This is a genomic window from Roseateles sp. GW821-FHT09H11, from assembly GCF_059415845.1.
This window is the reverse complement of record NZ_JBWKOA010000004.1, coordinates 22001-37669: the sequence shown is the minus strand read 5'-3', so window position 1 is coordinate 37669 and position 15669 is coordinate 22001. Positions and strand designations below refer to the sequence as shown.

The 15669-nt window shown below is 68.0% G+C and carries 15 protein-coding genes; 8 read left to right on the top strand and 7 right to left on the bottom strand.

Features of this window, described 5'->3' with window-relative positions; genetic code table 11:
• Positions 1 to 70: 70 nt before the first annotated feature.
• The 3 genes from AC07PR_RS14190 to AC07PR_RS14180 all read right to left on the bottom strand — a co-directional run bounded on the left by AC07PR_RS14190 (position 71) and on the right by AC07PR_RS14180 (position 3160).
• Positions 71 to 919, bottom strand: a complete 849-nt coding sequence (locus AC07PR_RS14190) for a sulfurtransferase (RefSeq protein ID WP_377156868.1) — start codon at positions 917 to 919, stop codon at positions 71 to 73.
• 87 nt (positions 920 to 1006) lie between these two features.
• Positions 1007 to 1903: a DMT family transporter gene (locus AC07PR_RS14185; RefSeq protein ID WP_495135668.1), complete on the bottom strand. Its 897-nt coding sequence runs from the start codon at positions 1901 to 1903 to the stop codon at positions 1007 to 1009.
• A gap of 138 nt (positions 1904 to 2041) precedes the next feature.
• Positions 2042 to 3160 carry an aromatic ring-hydroxylating oxygenase subunit alpha gene (locus AC07PR_RS14180; RefSeq protein ID WP_495135667.1) on the bottom strand — a complete coding sequence of 373 codons (1119 nt, stop codon included), beginning with the start codon at positions 3158 to 3160 and terminating at the stop codon, positions 2042 to 2044.
• Positions 3161 to 3455: 295 nt separating this feature from the next.
• Here AC07PR_RS14180 and AC07PR_RS14175 point away from each other — a divergent pair, with 295 nt between their 5' ends.
• Genes AC07PR_RS14175 through dxs form a run of 3 tightly spaced genes read left to right on the top strand, consistent with a single transcriptional unit; the run spans position 3456 to position 6621 of the window.
• On the top strand, positions 3456 to 3716 hold the full coding sequence (locus AC07PR_RS14175; RefSeq protein WP_377156866.1) for an exodeoxyribonuclease VII small subunit: 261 nt from the start codon (positions 3456 to 3458) through the stop codon (positions 3714 to 3716).
• Complete coding sequence (locus AC07PR_RS14170; RefSeq protein WP_377156865.1) at positions 3717 to 4604, top strand: polyprenyl synthetase family protein; 888 nt, start codon at positions 3717 to 3719, stop codon at positions 4602 to 4604. It begins immediately after the preceding gene.
• Between the two features lie 49 nt (positions 4605 to 4653).
• Positions 4654 to 6621, top strand: coding sequence for a 1-deoxy-D-xylulose-5-phosphate synthase (gene dxs / locus AC07PR_RS14165; protein WP_495135666.1), 1968 nt, complete (start codon positions 4654 to 4656; stop codon positions 6619 to 6621).
• Between the two features lie 37 nt (positions 6622 to 6658).
• On the opposite strand, the gene AC07PR_RS14160 is transcribed toward dxs, so the two are convergent.
• Entirely contained in the window at positions 6659 to 7645 is a 987-nt protein-coding gene (locus AC07PR_RS14160) for a LysR family transcriptional regulator (RefSeq protein WP_495135665.1), read from the bottom strand.
• Between the two features lie 125 nt (positions 7646 to 7770).
• Between AC07PR_RS14160 and lysA the strand changes: the two genes are divergently transcribed.
• The 3 genes from lysA (at position 7771) to ahpF (ending at position 11593) form a co-directional block, all read left to right on the top strand.
• Entirely contained in the window at positions 7771 to 9033 is a 1263-nt protein-coding gene (gene lysA / locus AC07PR_RS14155) for a diaminopimelate decarboxylase (protein ID WP_495135664.1), read from the top strand.
• 233 nt (positions 9034 to 9266) lie between these two features.
• On the top strand, positions 9267 to 9830 hold the full coding sequence (gene ahpC / locus AC07PR_RS14150; RefSeq protein ID WP_067283909.1) for an alkyl hydroperoxide reductase subunit C: 564 nt from the start codon (positions 9267 to 9269) through the stop codon (positions 9828 to 9830).
• Between the two features lie 209 nt (positions 9831 to 10039).
• Positions 10040 to 11593: an alkyl hydroperoxide reductase subunit F gene (ahpF, locus tag AC07PR_RS14145; protein WP_431102182.1), complete on the top strand. Its 1554-nt coding sequence runs from the start codon at positions 10040 to 10042 to the stop codon at positions 11591 to 11593.
• Positions 11594 to 11654: 61 nt separating this feature from the next.
• Here the strand turns inward: ahpF and rarD are convergent, their stop codons facing one another.
• Entirely contained in the window at positions 11655 to 12560 is a 906-nt protein-coding gene (gene rarD / locus AC07PR_RS14140; RefSeq protein WP_495135663.1) for an EamA family transporter RarD, read from the bottom strand.
• A 167-nt stretch (positions 12561 to 12727) separates the two neighbouring features.
• On the opposite strand from rarD, the gene AC07PR_RS14135 reads away from it, so the two are divergent.
• Both AC07PR_RS14135 and AC07PR_RS14130 read left to right on the top strand, forming a co-directional pair.
• Positions 12728 to 12997 carry a ubiquitin family protein gene (locus tag AC07PR_RS14135; protein ID WP_377156855.1) on the top strand — a complete coding sequence of 90 codons (270 nt, stop codon included), beginning with the start codon at positions 12728 to 12730 and terminating at the stop codon, positions 12995 to 12997.
• Between the two features lie 83 nt (positions 12998 to 13080).
• A complete protein-coding gene (locus tag AC07PR_RS14130; protein WP_495135662.1) occupies positions 13081 to 14163 on the top strand; it encodes a WD40/YVTN/BNR-like repeat-containing protein in 1083 nt (360 codons plus the stop codon).
• A gap of 42 nt (positions 14164 to 14205) precedes the next feature.
• Here the strand turns inward: AC07PR_RS14130 and AC07PR_RS14125 are convergent, their stop codons facing one another.
• Entirely contained in the window at positions 14206 to 14901 is a 696-nt protein-coding gene (locus AC07PR_RS14125; RefSeq protein ID WP_495135661.1) for a pseudouridine synthase, read from the bottom strand.
• A gap of 297 nt (positions 14902 to 15198) precedes the next feature.
• Positions 15199 to 15654, bottom strand: a complete 456-nt coding sequence (locus tag AC07PR_RS14120) for a YchJ family protein (RefSeq protein ID WP_377156851.1) — start codon at positions 15652 to 15654, stop codon at positions 15199 to 15201.
• Positions 15655 to 15669: the final 15 nt, after the last annotated feature.

The following is a 15669-nucleotide window of genomic DNA, read 5'->3' as shown; positions in this document are numbered from 1 at the left end:
CAGGGCTTGCCTTCGCAGTCTGACCTTCCCATGGTGCTCGCGCCATGCGCGTTGTCAATAAGGGGACGCGTCAGCCCTTTGCCAGGGGGAAGCGCGGGTTCGCGCTCCATTCGCTCCAGGAGCCGGGGTAGAGCCGGCTGCCCGGGAGCCCGGCATGGTGCATCGCCAGCAGGTTGTGGCAGGCGGTGACCCCCGATCCGCATTGGTGCACCGTCCCGTCCGCGCCCTGCGGGCCGAGCAGCGCGCTGAATTCTTCGCGCAGCTGGGCGGCGGGCTTGAAGCGGCCTTCCGGCGTCAGGTTGGACTTGAAGAACCGGTTGGTCGCGCCCGGGATGTGACCGGCCTGGGTGTCCAGCGGTTCGACTTCCCCCCGGAATCGCTCGCCCGCGCGGGCGTCGATCAGGCGGACCCGGCCGAGTCCGGCGAGCAGATCCTGCGCGGACCACGGCGCTTCGAGCGGCGCGCGTGGTTCGAAGGCGGCGGAAGCGGCCGGTGCGCCGGCGGGGACGTCCGTTGTCACCGTGGCGCCGGCCTGCTGCCAGGCGGCGAATCCACCGTCCAGCACGGCCACCTGCGCATGGCCGAGCCAGCGCAGCATCCACCACACGCGCGCCGCATACATGCCGTCGGCGGCGTCGTAGGCGACCAGCTGCCGGCCCGGTGTCATGCCGAGGTCCCGCAGCCGCGCGGCGAAAGCCTCGCGCTCGGGCAACGGGTGGCGCCCGCGGAACGCGCCGAAGGCGTCCTGCTTCGGACCGCTGAGGTCGCGGTCCAGGTGCAGATAGAACGCGCCGGGGACATGGCCGGCCGCGTAGGCGCGCTCGCCCGCCGCGGTGTCGGCCAGGTCGAAGCGGACATCGACGATCAGCGGCGGCGCCGACGAATTCATCAGCGCCTGCAACTGCTCGACCGTGATCAAGCCGTCAAGACCCGCTCCGGTGGGGGCGGTCCCGAGGGACGTCGAGGGAGAAACCGGGTGCGGCGTCGCTGGAGTCGTCATGGCCGTTCAAGATTCCTGGACCGAGTGCTGGGCGTCCTTCGGCGTGTTCCGGGCGCGCAGCAGCGTCGCCCCCAGGCCCGCGACGACGATCAGCAGGATGCCGATCCACGAGAGCAGGCCCAGCAGGTCACCGAAGATCAGCACACCATACAACGCCGAGAACACGATGCCCAGGTACTGCAGCGACGCGTTCACCAGCGGCTTGCCGGTGCCGTAGGCGCGTGTCATCAGCAGTTGGGCGGCGGTGGCCAGCACGCCGACGGCCAGCAGCAGCGCCGCGCCGGTCCAGGTGTGGGCGTGCCAGCCGCCGTGCGACACGATCGTCGTCAGCGCGCCGGCGACCACGCCGCCCATCGAGAAGTAGAAGACGATGCGGAATTCCGGCTCCCCCGCGCGACCCAGCGAGGTCACCTGCAGGTAGGCCATCGCCGACAGCATCCCCGAGGCCAGCCCGGCCAGTCCGTGCCAGACCTGCTGGTCCTCCATCGCCGGCTGCAGCACCAGCCCGACGCCGACGAAGCCCAGGAGCACGGTGATGATCAACCGCGGATCGACCTTGGCCGCGCCCATCAGCACCGCGCCGCCGATCAGGAACAGCGCCATCCACACCGAGGACATGTAGTTCAGCGTCATCGCCGTCGCGAGCGGCAGCTTGCTGATCGCGAAGAACCACAGCGACAGCGCGATCACCCCCGACAGGCTGCGCCAGAAGTGCATCGCCGGTACGCTGGTCTTCAGCGACAGCCCCTTGGCCCGCGACAGCGCGAACAGGAACAGCGTGCCGACGAGGCCGCGGTACATGACGATCTCGCCCGCGCCGTAGTAGGCCGAAGCCAACTTGACGCAGACACCCATGGTGGCGAACAGCAGTGTCGCCAACACCATCAGAAGGGGTGCAGACATGCCGGCGATTCTCGCGCCGAAGCCCGGTCCGGCCTGTTGCGCGGAGCCGCAAAAACGAACGCCCCGCAAGAGCGGGGCGTTGTGCGCACCTGGATCGATGCGAAGGGGGCGGGGCGTCAGCACGCCGTCGACACGGCGTCAGCGCTTCATCAGCCCGCGGTACCACTCGTGGAAGTGCTTCATGCCGTCTTCCATCGGGGTCTGGTAGGGGCCGACCTCGTTGTCGCCGCGTTCCATCAGCGCCTTGCGCCCGGCGTCCATGCGCAGCCCGATCTCGTCGTCCTCGATGCAGGTCTCCATGTAGGCGGCCTGCTGGGCGTCGATGAGGTCGCGCTCGAAGGCCACGACTTCTTCCGGGTAGTAGAACTCGACGATGTTGGTCGTCTTCTGCGGCCCCTTGGGGAACAGCGTCGACACCACCAGCACGTTGGGGTACCACTCCACCATGATGTTGGGGTAGTAGGTCAGCCAGATGGCGCCCTGGTCCGGGGACTGGCCGCCCGAGAAACCCAGCACCTGGTCGTGCCACTTGGCGTAGACCTCGGAGCCCGGCTTTGCCAGCGCCTTGTTCACGCCGACCGTCTGCACCGAGTAGTCGCGGCCGAATTCCCACGCCAGGTCGTCGCAGGTGACGAACTGGCCCAGGCCCGGGTGGAACGGGCCGACGTGGTAGTCCTCCAGATAGACCTCGATGAAGGTCTTCCAGTTGTAGTCGCACTCGTGGACGTGGACCTTGTCGAGCTGGTAGCCGCTGAAGTCCAGCGCGCCGCGCGGGCCCAGCTTCGCCAGGTCGGCGGCGATGTCGCGGCCGTTGTCCTCGAACAGCAGGCCGTTCCACTCGCGCAGCTTGTAGCGGTTCAGGTGCAGGCAAGGGTCCTGCTTGAAATGCGGCGCGCCGACCAGCTCGCCCTTGAGGTCGTAGGTCCAGCGGTGCAACGGGCAGACGATGTTGCTCTGCGTGTTGCCGCGGCCGCGCAGCATCACCGCCTGGCGATGCCGGCAGACGTTGGAGATCAGTTCCAGGCCTTGCGCGCTGCGCACGATGGCGCGGCCTTCGCCCTCCTGCGGCAGGGCGTAATAGTCGCCGACCTCGGGCACGGCGAGCGCGTGACCGAGGTAGCGGGGGCCGTGCTGGAAGATCAGTTCCTGTTCGCGGCGGAACAGGTCCTCGTCGAAGTAGGAGGTGACGGGCAGCTGGAGGTGGCTGGGGGCCGTGCTGCGTTCAAGCGCGCTGAGAGGGATGCTCAGGTCGGACATGATCCAAGAGGGTCTCCAAGACTCCAATGTCAACCGTGACGGCCGCCCCCCAGATTGGACGGGCCGGTATGGGGACTGAATGAAAAGCCCGCCGGCCCTTTTAGGGCATAGCAGCGGGCAAAGGAACCGGTGATTGTACCCGGCCCGCCTCTGGAGGGGAAACGGGTGGGTGTCAGGTGTCACCCAGCGCCCGAAACACCCGCTGACGCCTGTGGCGGCGCGCTCACATCCCCCGACGGTCGGAAGGCGGGCAGGGTGGTGGCGGTGCTTACAATCAGCCTTTTCGCGTTTTGAAATGAGCAAGCCTTCCGCCAGCGCCAAGACGGCGCAGCCCACGATCCAGGAGCAGGAGCCCGCCAGCTATGAGCTGGCGGTCGAGGAGTTGGAGCGTCTGGTGCAGGCCATGGAGGCCGGGCAACTGCCGCTGGACCAGTTACTGGCCAGTTACCAGCGGGGAGCCGCCTTGCTCAAATACTGCCGCGCACGACTTCAGGCCGTCGAACAACAAGTACAGGTCATTGAGGGTGGGAGCGCGCAGGCTTGGGGAGATGAATAAGTGGATGCGGGTATTTTCGAACGTTGGGTAAAGCAGTCGCTCGAGGACGTCGAGCAGGCGCTGGAGGCCTGGGTGCCCGAAGCGGCGCCGGCCGGCCTCGGCGATGCGATGCGGTATGCCGTCCTCGGCGCCGGGAAGCGCTTGCGCCCCCTGCTGGTGCTGGCCGCGGCCGACGCCGCGGGCGGCCAGCGCGAGGCCGCGATGCGCGCGGCGTGCGCGGTGGAGTTGATCCACGCGTATTCGCTGGCGCATGACGACATGCCCTGCATGGACAACGACGTCCTGCGCCGCGGCAAGCCCACGCTGCATGTGCAGTACGGCGAGGCGCAGGCGATGCTGGCCGGCGACGCGATGCAGGCGCTGGCCTTCGACGTGCTGACGCCGGACGAGGGCGTCGCCCCCGCGCTGCAGGCCAGGCTGTGCCGGCTGCTGGCGCGCGCCAGCGGTTACGACGGCATGGCCGGCGGCCAGGCGATCGACCTGGCCAGCATCGGCAAGCCGCTGGACGAAGCCAAGTTGCGCGACATGCACCGCCGCAAGACCGGCGTGCTGCTGCAGGCCAGCGTCCTGATGGGCGCCGCGTGCGGTGAGATCACGCCGGCCGCGTGGGAGTCGCTGAGCCGCTACGGCGCGGCGATCGGCCTGGCCTTCCAGGTCGTCGACGACATCCTGGACGTGACGCAGGACAGTGACGTGCTCGGCAAGACCGCCGGCAAGGATCAGGACAACAACAAGCCGACCTACGTCAGCGTGCTGGGCCTCGAGCCCGCCCGCGCGTACGCGCTCCGCCTGCGGGACGAGGCGCATCAGGCGCTCTCCGGCAGCGGTCTGGCCGACACCGCCTGGCTCAGCCTGCTGGCTGACAAGGTGGTGGAGCGCGACAACTGAGATCCTGCTCGGATCCCGCAAGGATCCGGCAACAAGGAGAGGCGACGCCATGAGCGACAACCCACCGAACGCGACGGCCGCGCAGACCCTGCTGGGCACCATCGAGAGCCCCGCGGACGTGCGCCGGCTGTCCCGCGGTCAGCTCCCGCAACTGGCGGACGAGGTCCGCGCGCACATCCTCAACAGCGTGTCCAAGACCGGCGGCCATCTGTCGTCGAACCTGGGCACCGTGGAGATGACGGTCGCGCTGCACTATGTCTACGACACGCCGCGCGACCGGCTGGTGTGGGACGTCGGTCACCAGACCTACCCGCACAAGATCCTGACCGGCCGCCGCGACGCGATGGCGACGCTGCGCCAGCAGGGCGGCATCTCCGGCTTTCCGCGCCGCGACGAGAGCGAGTACGACACCTTCGGCACCGCGCATTCGAGCACCTCGATCTCCGCCGCGCACGGCATGGCGATGGCGGCCCGGATCAAGGGCGAGTCACGCCGTGTGGTCGCGATCATCGGCGACGGCGCGATGACCGCCGGCATGGCCTTCGAGGCGCTGAACAACGCCGGCGTCGCGCATGGCGGCCTGCTCGGCGACGTGCTGGTGATCCTGAACGACAACGACATGTCGATCAGCCCGCCGGTCGGCGCGCTGAACAAGTATTTCACCCGGCTGATGAGCGGCAAGTTCTACGCCGCCGCGCGCGAGGGCGCGAAGTCGGTGCTGAAGCACACGCCGCTGTACGAGTTCGCGCGCCGCTTCGAGGAGCACACCAAGGGCATGTTCGTGCCCGGGACGATCTTCGAGGAATTCGGCTTCAACTACGTCGGCCCGATCGACGGGCATGACCTGGACGCGCTGATCCCCACGCTGGAGAACCTGCGCGACAAGAAGGGCCCGCAGTTCCTGCACCTGGTCACGCGCAAGGGCCAGGGCTACAAGCTGGCGGAGGCGGACCCGGTCAAGTACCACGGTCCGACGCCGTTCAACCCGGCCGAAGGCATCAAGCCGTCGACCTCCCCGGCGAAGAAGACCTTCACGACGGTGTTCGGCGACTGGCTCTGCGACATGGCCGAGGCCGATCCGACGCTGGTCGGCATCACGCCGGCGATGCGCGAGGGCTCGGGCATGGTCGAGTTCCACAAGCGCTTCCCGACGCGTTACTACGACGTCGGCATCGCCGAGCAGCACGCGGTGACCTTCGCCGGCGGCCTCGCCTGCGAAGGCCTGCGGCCGGTGGTGGCGATCTATTCGACCTTCCTGCAGCGCGGCTACGACCAGATGGTCCACGACGTGGCGCTGCAGAACCTGCCGGTGCTGTTCGCACTGGACCGCGCGGGCCTGGTCGGCGCCGACGGCGCGACGCACGCCGGCAACTACGACATCGCCTTCACGCGTTGCATTCCGAACATGAGCGTGATCACGCCGTCGGATGAGAACGAGTGCCGCCAGGCGCTGTACACCGGCCACGTGCACAACGGCCCGGTGACGGTCCGCTATCCGCGCGGCGCGGGCATCGGCGCGGAGATCAGGAAGGACATGGTCGCGCTGCCGTGGGGCAAGGGCGAGATGCGCCGGACCTCGTCGCAGTCTGCGGCTGGCGGTCGCGGCGCGGCGCACGCGCCTCGTATCGCGATCCTGGCCTTCGGCACGCTGCTGCATGCGGCGCTGAAGGCGGCGGAGGCGCTCGACGCGAGCGTCGCCAACATGCGTTTCGTGAAGCCGCTGGACGTCGATCTGGTCAAGGAACTGGCCCGCACGCACGATGTGCTGGTGACCATCGAGGACGGTTGCGTCATGGGCGGCGCCGGCAGCGCGGTCCTGGAAGCGCTGCAGTCCGAAGGCCTGTCGCTGCCCGTGCTGCAGCTGGGCCTGCCTGACGAATATGTCGAGCACGGCGAGCCCGGCAAGCTCATGGCGCAGTGCGGCCTGGACGCTGCCGGCATCGAGCGCTCGATCCGCGAGCGCTTCCTGTCGACCGCGAGTGCGACGCCGGCACCGGTGGCGATCAAGGCCGCCTGAGCCACACGCGTTTCATGGAACGGCGCTGGCCTCGCGGTCAGCGTCGTTTTGCTTTTCCGGCGGCCTGCGCGCGCAGTGCGCTCGGCAGGCCCCGCCCGCTGGAGGCTTGGCTGGAAGTTTGACTGGCCATCGCAGGCGCGAGCGCACGTTTCACCGCGTCGATGAAATCCTGCGTCAGCGCATGCGTGGCGCGGTGCAGCGGCCACAAGGCCTGGATGCGGAAGGGTACCGACACCGAGAATGGCCGCAGGTGCAGATCGGGGCCCGCGCAGGCCCTCGCCGTCAGTGGATTCACGAGTGCAATGCCCAGGTTTTTCTGAACCAGTGAACAGACGGCGATCGCGCTGTGTGTCTCCATTTGCAGACGCCGCCGCACGCCGGCGGCCGCGAAGATCGCGTCGAACTGGCGGCGGTAGGGATCGTCGGCGGACAGGCTGACGAAGCGCTCACCCTCGAAGTCCTCCGGGGTCAGGACTTGCCGTTCCAGCAGTCGATGGCCGGCGGGGAGCACGCACACCTCGTCGAGCTCGGCCAGCGTCTCGCTGCGCGTGCCGGGCACGGCGACGGAGACCTCGCTCAGGCCGATGTCGAAGCGCTGGGCCGCCATCCATTCCTCGAGCAGCGGTGACTCCTGCGGTGTCAGCGTCAGTTCCGCCTGGGGATGCCGGCCGAGCCAATCGGCGCTCGCGTCCGGCAGCAGCGCGTGCGCCAGTGCCGGCAGCGTCAGGACGCGCAGGCGTTCGTCCTCGGCGCGTCCCAGCGATTGGGCGCGGGCGACGACCTGGTCCAGCCCCTGGTAGGCACGCTGGACTTCGTCAAACAGCGCCAGAGCCCGCGCGGTCGGGCGCACACGTCCCGGGGCGCGGTCGAACAGGGCGTAGCCGAGCAGCGATTCCATCCGCGCCAGCTCCCGACTGACGGTCGGTTGAGACGTGAACAGCAATTGCGCAGCGCCAGTCACGCTGCCGGCAGTCATGACGGCGCGGAACACCTCGATGTGGCGGTGCGTGATCGACAGAGACATCGCGGAAGCATATCAGCGCATATCAAAAATGAATTCTGTAGGCAAAACAAAGCATTTGATTGAATGGCTAGCCGGAGGGATGCTTGCCGCAGTTCCAATCTGCATCCGTCTGAAGGACTCCTGACATGCCGCAAGCCCTGACCCCCGCCCGCGAACAGCAGTTGCAAGCGCTCGCCACGAAGTACGGCACCCCGCTGTGGGTGTACGACGCCGCCCTCATCCGCGAGCGCATCACGGCGCTGGGCGGTTTCGACACGGTGCGCTTCGCTCAGAAGGCGTGCTCCAACACCCACATCCTCAGATTGATGCGGGAACAGGGCGTGAAGGTCGATTCGGTGTCGCGCGGCGAGCTGCTGCGCGCCTTCGCCGCCGGCTTCACCGTCGGCACGGGTGCGGACGCGGTGCACTCGGACATCGTGTTCACGGCCGACCTGCTGGATCGCGAGACGCTCAAGACCGTCGTCGAACACCGCGTCCCGGTGAACGCCGGCTCGATCGACATGCTGGAGCAGCTCGGCGAGGTCTCGCCCGGTCACCCGGTGTGGCTGCGGCTGAACCCCGGCTTCGGTCACGGTCACAGCAACAAGACCAACACGGGCGGCGAGCACAGCAAGCACGGCATCTGGCATGAGCAGCTCACGGACGCGCTGGCGGTCATCGCGCGCCGCGGGCTGACGCTGATCGGGCTGCACATGCACATCGGCTCGGGCGTCGACTACGACCACCTGGGGCGTGTCAGTGGCGCGATGGTCGACCTGGTCCGCATCGTGAAGGCGCAGGGCCTGGACCTGCACGCGCTCTCGGCCGGCGGTGGGCTGTCGATCCCCTACCAGGAGGGCGGCGAGTCCATCGATACCGCCCACTACTTCAGTCTGTGGGATGCCGCGCGCAAGGAAGCGGAAGGCGTGGTCGGCCACGACCTGGCGCTCGAGATCGAACCGGGCCGCTATCTGGTGGCGGAGTCCGGCGTGCTGCTCGCCGAGGTCCGCGCGGTCAAGGCCCAGGGGCGGCAACACTTCCTGCTGGTCGACGCCGGATTCAACGAACTGATGCGGCCGGCGATGTATGGCAGCTTCCATGCGATGAGCCTGATTCCCGCGGACGGCCAGCGTCGGCCAACGCGCGAGACCGTGGTCGCCGGTCCGCTCTGCGAATCGGGCGATGTGTTCACGCAGGCCGAAGGGGGCGTGGTGCTGGCGCGGGAATTGCCACAAGCGCATGTCGGCGACTTGCTGGTCATCCACGACACGGGTGCGTACGGCGCGTCCATGTCCAGCAACTACAACAGCCGGCCGCTGATCGCCGAGGTGCTCGTCGACGGCGGTTCGGACCGCCTGATCCGTCGCCGCCAGACGGTCGAGGAACTGCTCGCGCTTGAGGCGCTGTGAACGTTTCAGGTGCGGAGAAGCACCGGACGCGGCACCAGGAGACATCAGGCAACAGCCCGCGTTCACGCGGGTTGTGACGGAGTCATGAAGTTTTTGCTATCGCACAAACGATTTTTGATAGTTTGACTCAATAGGGATAGGCAATAGGCTGCATTGGGGAATTCAAACCCGCCGATAGCCTCAGCCCCCTATCATTCCGTCCATCCCATCAACCTGACAGCGAGTACGAAGCAATGTCCCTGATCAACACCCAAGTCCAACCCTTCAAGGCCCAAGCGTTCCACAACGGCAAGTTCATCGAGGTCACTGAAGAGTCGCTCAAGGGCAAGTGGTCCGTGCTGATCTTCATGCCGGCCGCCTTCACCTTCAACTGCCCGACGGAAGTCGAAGACGCGGCTGACAACTACGGCGAGTTCCAGAAGTTGGGCGCCGAGGTCTACATCGTCACGACCGACACGCACTTCTCGCACAAGGTGTGGCACGAAACCTCGCCGGCTGTCGGCAAGGCCAAGTTCCCGCTGGTCGGTGACCCGACGCACGCGCTGACGAACGCCTTCGGCGTGCACATCCCGGAAGAAGGCCTGGCCCTGCGCGGCACCTTCGTGATCAATCCGGACGGCGTCATCAAGACCCTGGAAGTGCATGACAACGCGATCGCCCGCGACGTCAAGGAAACGCTGCGCAAGCTGAAGGCTGCCCAGTACGTCGCCAAGAACCCGGGCCAGGTCTGCCCGGCCAAGTGGAACGAAGGCGACAAGACCATCGCCCCGTCGCTGGACCTGGTCGGCAAGATCTAAGGATCTCGCCCTGGCGGGGGAAGCAGGCGATCCGTCCGGATCGACCTTCCCCCGGACCGGTGATCCGGATGAGGACGTTCCTCTCCCCCTCACTGCAAAAGCACCGCGCGTGGACCGATCCGGTCCGCGGGCGTGTGTTCGGCCGCCCCTCTGATCTGACAGGGAGGCCGGTTCTCGAAGTCGCTTAAGAAAATTGGAAGGAAGCAACGATGTTGGACGACAACCTGAAGGCGCAGCTCAAGGCCTACCTGGAGCGGGTGACGCTGCCGTTCGAGATCGAAGCCTCGTTGAACGACTCCGAGAGCTCCGCAGAGCTCAAGCAACTGCTGCAGGACATCGCCGCGATGTCCGACAAGATCACGCTGAACCTCGACGGCAACGACGCGCGCAAGCCGTCGTTCAGCCTGAAGCGTACGGGCACGGCACAGAGCCTGCGTTTCGCCGCGATTCCCCTGGGCCATGAGTTCACCTCGCTGGTGCTGGCCCTGCTGTGGACGGGCGGTCATCCCCCGAAGGTGGAGCAGTCCACCATCGACCAGATCAAGGGCCTGGACGGGGACTACCTCTTCGAGGTGTACATGTCCCTGACCTGCCACAACTGCCCGGACGTCGTGCAGGCGCTGTCGCTGATGTCGGTGCTGAATCCGCGCGTCAAGACGGTGGTCGTGGACGGCGCGCTGTTCCAGGACGAGGTGAACGCCCGCGAGATCATGGCCGTGCCCACGATCTACCTGAACGGCCAGGAGTTCGGCTCGGGCCGCATGACGGTCGAGGAGATCGCCGCCAAGCTGGACACCGGCGCGGCGGAGAAGGACGCGGCCAAGCTGTCGGCCAAGGACCCGTACGACGTGCTGATCGTCGGCGGCGGCCCGGCCGGCGCGGCGGCGGCTGTTTATGCCGCTCGCAAGGGCATCCGCACCGGCATCGCGGCCGAGCGTTTTGGCGGCCAGGTCAACGACACGCTGGCGATCGAGAACTACATCTCCGTGCTGTCGACCGACGGTCCGAAGTTCTCGATGGCGCTGGAATCGCACGTCAAGGATTACGGCGTCGACGTCATGAACCTGCAGCGCGCGGACCAGCTGATTCCGGCGGCCACGCCGGGCGGGCTGGTCGAGCTGAAGCTGGCCAACGGCGGTTCGCTCAAGAGCAAGACGGTGATCATCTCGACCGGTGCGCGGTGGAGGAACGTCAACGTGCCGGGCGAGCAGGAATACAAGAACAAGGGCGTGGCCTACTGCCCGCATTGCGACGGTCCGCTGTTCAAGGGCAAGCGCGTGGCGGTGATCGGCGGCGGCAACTCCGGCGTCGAGGCGGCGATCGACCTGGCCGGCATCGTGTCGCATGTGACGCTGCTGGAGTTCGGCGACCAACTGCGCGCGGACGCGGTGCTGGTGAAGAAGCTGGAGAGCCTGCCCAACGTCGTCATCCTGAAGCAGGCGCAGACCAGCGAGTTCACCGGCACGGCGGGCAAGCTCGACGGACTGAACTACATCGACCGCGCCACCGGTGAAGCCAAGCGCGTCGAGGTCGAAGGCGTGTTTGTGCAGATCGGTCTGGTGCCCAACACCGAGTGGCTGCGTGGCACGGTGGAGCTGTCGCGTCACGGCGAGATCATCGTCGACGCGAAGGGTCAGACCTCGGTGCCGGGCGTGTTCGCCGCGGGCGACGCGACGACGGTGCCGTTCAAGCAGATCATCATCGCGGCCGGTGACGGTGCGAAGGCCGCGCTCAGCGCTTTCGATCACCTGATCCGCAACTGACGAGCAACGCGCTCCTCTGAACTGACGCCCCGAAAGGGGCGTCAGTCGTTTTGGGGGACGATCACCGCCGGCTGCGCCAGAGGCTCTCCGCGCTGTAGACGGCCAGCGCCGACCAGATCAGCGCGAAGCCGACGAGCCGCGCGCCGGCGAGCGGCTCGTGATACAGCCAGACGCCGAGCAGGAACTGGATCGTCGGGGACAGGTATTGCACGAGGCCGAGCGTCGTCAGCGTGATGCGGCGCGCGCCGGCGGCGAACAGCAGCAGCGGCACGGCGGTCAGCGGCCCCGCCAGCAGCAGCCAGGCGATGTGGCCGGGGTCGCCGGTCGCGAACGCGCTGGTGCCCTGGTGCGTCCACCAGGCCAAGGCGATCGCGGCAAAGGGCGAGAGGATCAGCGTTTCCAGCGTCAGGCCCTCGAGCGCGCCGAGCTGCGCCGTCTTGCGCATCAGCCCGTAGACCCCGAAGCTCAGCGCCAGCACGAGCGCGATCCACGGCAACCGTCCGGCGGTGACCGTCAGCCAGATCACGCCGGCCGCGGCGAGCCCGATCGCCAGCCACTGGATCGGCCGCAGCCGTTCGCGCAGGAACACGAAGCCCAGCATCACGTTGACCAGCGGGTTGATGAAGTAACCCAGGCTGGCCTCGACGACGTGTCCCTGCTGCACCGCCCACACATAGACCAGCCAGTTGGTCGAGAGCAGCAGTGCCGACAGGGCGCAGGTCGCCAGCAGCTTTGGCGATCGCAGCACCGGCCCCAGCCACGCCCAGCGGCGCAGGCCGGTCAGCAGCAGCGCGACGAAGACCATCGACCACAGCGTCCGGTGCGCGATGACCTCGATCGCGTCGACGTCGCTCAGCCGTTTGAAGTACAGCGGGAACAGGCCCCAGGCGACGTAGGCCAGCGCGGCATAGAGCATGCCGGTGCGGGCGTGGGCGGAGTCGGCGGCGTTGCGGGTGTCGTTGGTCATGGGTCCGTGGTCGCGATTCGCGCGAGGGTGCCGCGAGCTTGCCGCGTGAGGGGCCCGCGATTCTGCCCGCGCCAGGCCGGCGGCGCTGTCGAAAGGCGGGGAGGCCATTCGTCGTGCTCGGTGGTCCCACTGTTCATGCGGACCGCTTCGTCGCAGGATCGCACCCCATGGCGCACCTTGAATTCACCTCGCAGTTGCACCGCTTCGTCGACACCCCCCAGTTGGACTGCGACGCCGGAACTTTAGGGGAGGCGCTTTCGCTCGCCTTCGCCTGCAATCCCCGGCTGCGCGGCTACATCCTGGATGAGCAGGGGCACCTGCGGACGCATGTCGCCGTGTTCATCGACGGCCACCGCGCGCGGGATCGCCAGGCGCTCAGCGACCCGCTGACGGCACAGTCCAAGGTCTACGTGCTGCAGGCACTGTCGGGCGGCTGAGCGCCGTCTCGCCGCAGACGTGTCGAGAACGGCGACGCTCGAACGTCGTGAGAGGTGACGCCAGCCATCGCAAGGAGACACCGATGACCACCACCGCCTGGGCCGCGACCCGCAAGGGCCTCTTCGAACTCCGGAACGATCCCGCCAACGGCGGATGGTCGATCGGCCGCCACAGCTTCGTGGGGGACCCCGTCAGCATGGTGCTGCCCGCGCCACAGGGCGGCGGACGGATGTTCGCCGCGCTCAATCTCGGGCACTTCGGGGCCAAGCTGCAGGCGTCGGACGACGGCGGCATCACCTGGCGCGAACTCACGGCACCGGCTTTCCCCGAGCAGCCGGAAGGCGCCGAAGGCCCGCCCTGGAAGCTTCAGCAGGTCTGGGCCCTGGAGCGCGGCGGCGACGGGCGGCTGTGGGCCGGGACCATCCCCGGAGGCCTCTTCGTCAGCGACGACCAGGGCGAGACCTGGCGGCTCGTCGAGACGCTGTGGCACATGCCCGAGCGGCTGGGCTGGTTCGGCGGCGGCTACGACGCGCCGGGCATCCATTCGATCAACGTCGATCCGCGTGATCCGAAGCGGCTGCTGCTCGGCATCTCCTGCGGTGGCGCGTGGCGCAGCGAGGACGGCGGCACGACCTGGCACATCAGCGCCAAGGGCATGCGCGCCGACTTCCTGCCGCCCGAACAGCAGGGCGAGGAAAACACACAGGATCCGCACCGCATCGTCGCCAGCACGGCGGATCCGGACGTGCTCTGGTGCCAGCATCACAACGGCGTCTGGCGCTCGGTCGACGGCGGCGCGAACTGGGGCGAGATCAAGCCGCCGCTGTCGGGCTTCGGCTTCGCGGTGGCCGCGCATGCGGGGGATCCCGCCACGGCGTGGTTCGTGCCCGGCATCAAGGACGAGAAGCGTCTGCCCGTCGACGGCGCGCTGGTGGTGAACCGCACGCGCGACGGCGGCAAGACCTTCGAGACATTGCGCAACGGCCTGCCGCAGGCGCATTGCTACGACCTCGTCTACCGCCACGGTCTGGCCGCGCACGACGACGGCCAACGTCTGCTGATGGGCAGCACGACCGGCAACCTGTGGGCCACGGACGATGCCGGCGACCGCTGGTTGCTGGTGTCCGGGCACCTGCCGCCGATCTACGCGGTGCGCTTCGGCTGAGGTGGCCCTGTCGCGTTCCGCGGCGGCTCCCGCATCAGAGGTTCAGAGGAACGGCGCCCACTCCGGGCCGGGCGGCGCTTCGAGCTCGAGCCCGGCGCCCGTGACCGGATGCGTCAGCGTCAGCCGCTGCGCGTGGAGCCACAGACGCTGCCGACCGAAGTGCGCCGCGAGCGTGCGGTTGAGTGGCCCCTTGCCATGGTTGGCATCGCCGACGATCGGATGCGCGAGGTGCTTCAGATGCCGGCGGATCTGGTGGCGCCGTCCCTGCACCGGCTCGCAGGCGAGCAAGGCGAGCCGCGTCGTCGCGAAGCGCGGATCGGTGGCGACCGGGACCTCATGCCGCCGCAGGCAGGACCACTCGGTCTGCGCGTCCAGGTGCGGCTGGCCCGTGGAGGCCAGCTCCGGATCGCGCGCCAGCGGATGGTCGATGACCCCGGCATCGCCGGCGGGCCAGCCGCGCACGAGCGCCAGGTAGCGCTTGCGGGTGCGGCGCTCGGCCAGCGCCTGGCCGAGCAGGCTCGCCACCTCGGCGCTCAGCGCGAAGACCAGCACGCCCGAGGTGCCGCGGTCCAGTCGATGCGCCGGCCAGACCGGCCGACCCAGCTGATCGCGCAGTCGCTGCAGGGCGGCGTCCTCTTCATGGGCGTCGATCGCGGTGCGGTGCACGAGCAGCCCGGCCGGCTTGTCGATCACCGCGAGGTGGTCGTCCAGATGGAGGAGCGGAAGGGCTGGTGTCATCGCTGAAGGGGACGGTGTGCGCACGCCTGGAGCGCTTTTTGCCCTCTTTTCCCCGTTTGGGGGGAGAGGACAGCCACAGGGCGGTTCGCCAAAATCCTGTCATGTCGACTGTCCATCATCGCAGCAGGCATTCCGCGCCATCGGTGGTCGGTGGCGTGATCCCCTCGGTCCGCACGCACAGTCGCCAGCAGGAGTTCGCCATGCCTCAGGAATTTCACATCGGTCACCGGTCCTTCCTGGACCGGTTCGTCCTGGTCTTGGGCAGGGTGGTGCGGCGCACGCCGGCCGTGCGGCTGGTCAGTCGATCTGGCCGTCCACATACAGCCACGCCCCGTGCTCCCGCACGAAACGGCTGACCTCGTGCATGCGGTGCGCGCGCCCGCCGACCTTGCTGCGCGCGATGAACGCCACCGTCTCGTGGTCCGCGTCCTGGCGCGTGTGCTGACGCACCTCCAGGCCCAACCACTTCAGGTCCCGTTCCCCTCGATCGAGCGACGCGGGACGGGTGCTCGGATGCCACGTCGCGAGCAGGTACTCGATCAGATCCATCGTGTAGGCCGTGTACCGCGAGCGCATCAGCGCCTGCGCGTCCGCCGCGATGAGCGCGCCGCTCTCGGCGAAGGCCCGGTGCAGGGCCCCGCAGCACGATGCATACGGGAGCTTGCTGCCGCAGGCGCACAGGGCCACCTCTGATCCCGCCCGGGTGTTCCTGCCTGCCGTGTTCGCCGCGGTCTTGGATTTTTCTGTCTTCATGAGGGCAGCATGATG

Excerpts from the sequence above, each read along its gene's own strand:
- AC07PR_RS14135 (WP_377156855.1), top strand. The coding sequence starts at position 12,728 with ATGGCGCACCTTGAATTCACCTCGCAGTTGCACCGCTTCGTCGACACC.
- ahpF (WP_431102182.1), top strand. The coding sequence starts at position 10,040 with ATGTTGGACGACAACCTGAAGGCGCAGCTCAAGGCCTACCTGGAGCGG.
- AC07PR_RS14120 (WP_377156851.1), bottom strand. The coding sequence starts at position 15,654 with ATGAAGACAGAAAAATCCAAGACCGCGGCGAACACGGCAGGCAGGAAC.
- AC07PR_RS14185 (WP_495135668.1), bottom strand. The coding sequence starts at position 1,903 with ATGTCTGCACCCCTTCTGATGGTGTTGGCGACACTGCTGTTCGCCACC.
- AC07PR_RS14130 (WP_495135662.1), top strand. The coding sequence starts at position 13,081 with ATGACCACCACCGCCTGGGCCGCGACCCGCAAGGGCCTCTTCGAACTC.
- dxs (WP_495135666.1), top strand. The coding sequence starts at position 4,654 with ATGAGCGACAACCCACCGAACGCGACGGCCGCGCAGACCCTGCTGGGC.
- ahpC (WP_067283909.1), top strand. The coding sequence starts at position 9,267 with ATGTCCCTGATCAACACCCAAGTCCAACCCTTCAAGGCCCAAGCGTTC.
- AC07PR_RS14180 (WP_495135667.1), bottom strand. The coding sequence starts at position 3,160 with ATGTCCGACCTGAGCATCCCTCTCAGCGCGCTTGAACGCAGCACGGCC.
- rarD (WP_495135663.1), bottom strand. The coding sequence starts at position 12,560 with ATGACCAACGACACCCGCAACGCCGCCGACTCCGCCCACGCCCGCACC.
- AC07PR_RS14175 (WP_377156866.1), top strand. The coding sequence starts at position 3,456 with ATGAGCAAGCCTTCCGCCAGCGCCAAGACGGCGCAGCCCACGATCCAG.
- AC07PR_RS14160 (WP_495135665.1), bottom strand. The coding sequence starts at position 7,645 with ATGTCTCTGTCGATCACGCACCGCCACATCGAGGTGTTCCGCGCCGTC.
- AC07PR_RS14125 (WP_495135661.1), bottom strand. The coding sequence starts at position 14,901 with ATGACACCAGCCCTTCCGCTCCTCCATCTGGACGACCACCTCGCGGTG.
- lysA (WP_495135664.1), top strand. The coding sequence starts at position 7,771 with ATGCCGCAAGCCCTGACCCCCGCCCGCGAACAGCAGTTGCAAGCGCTC.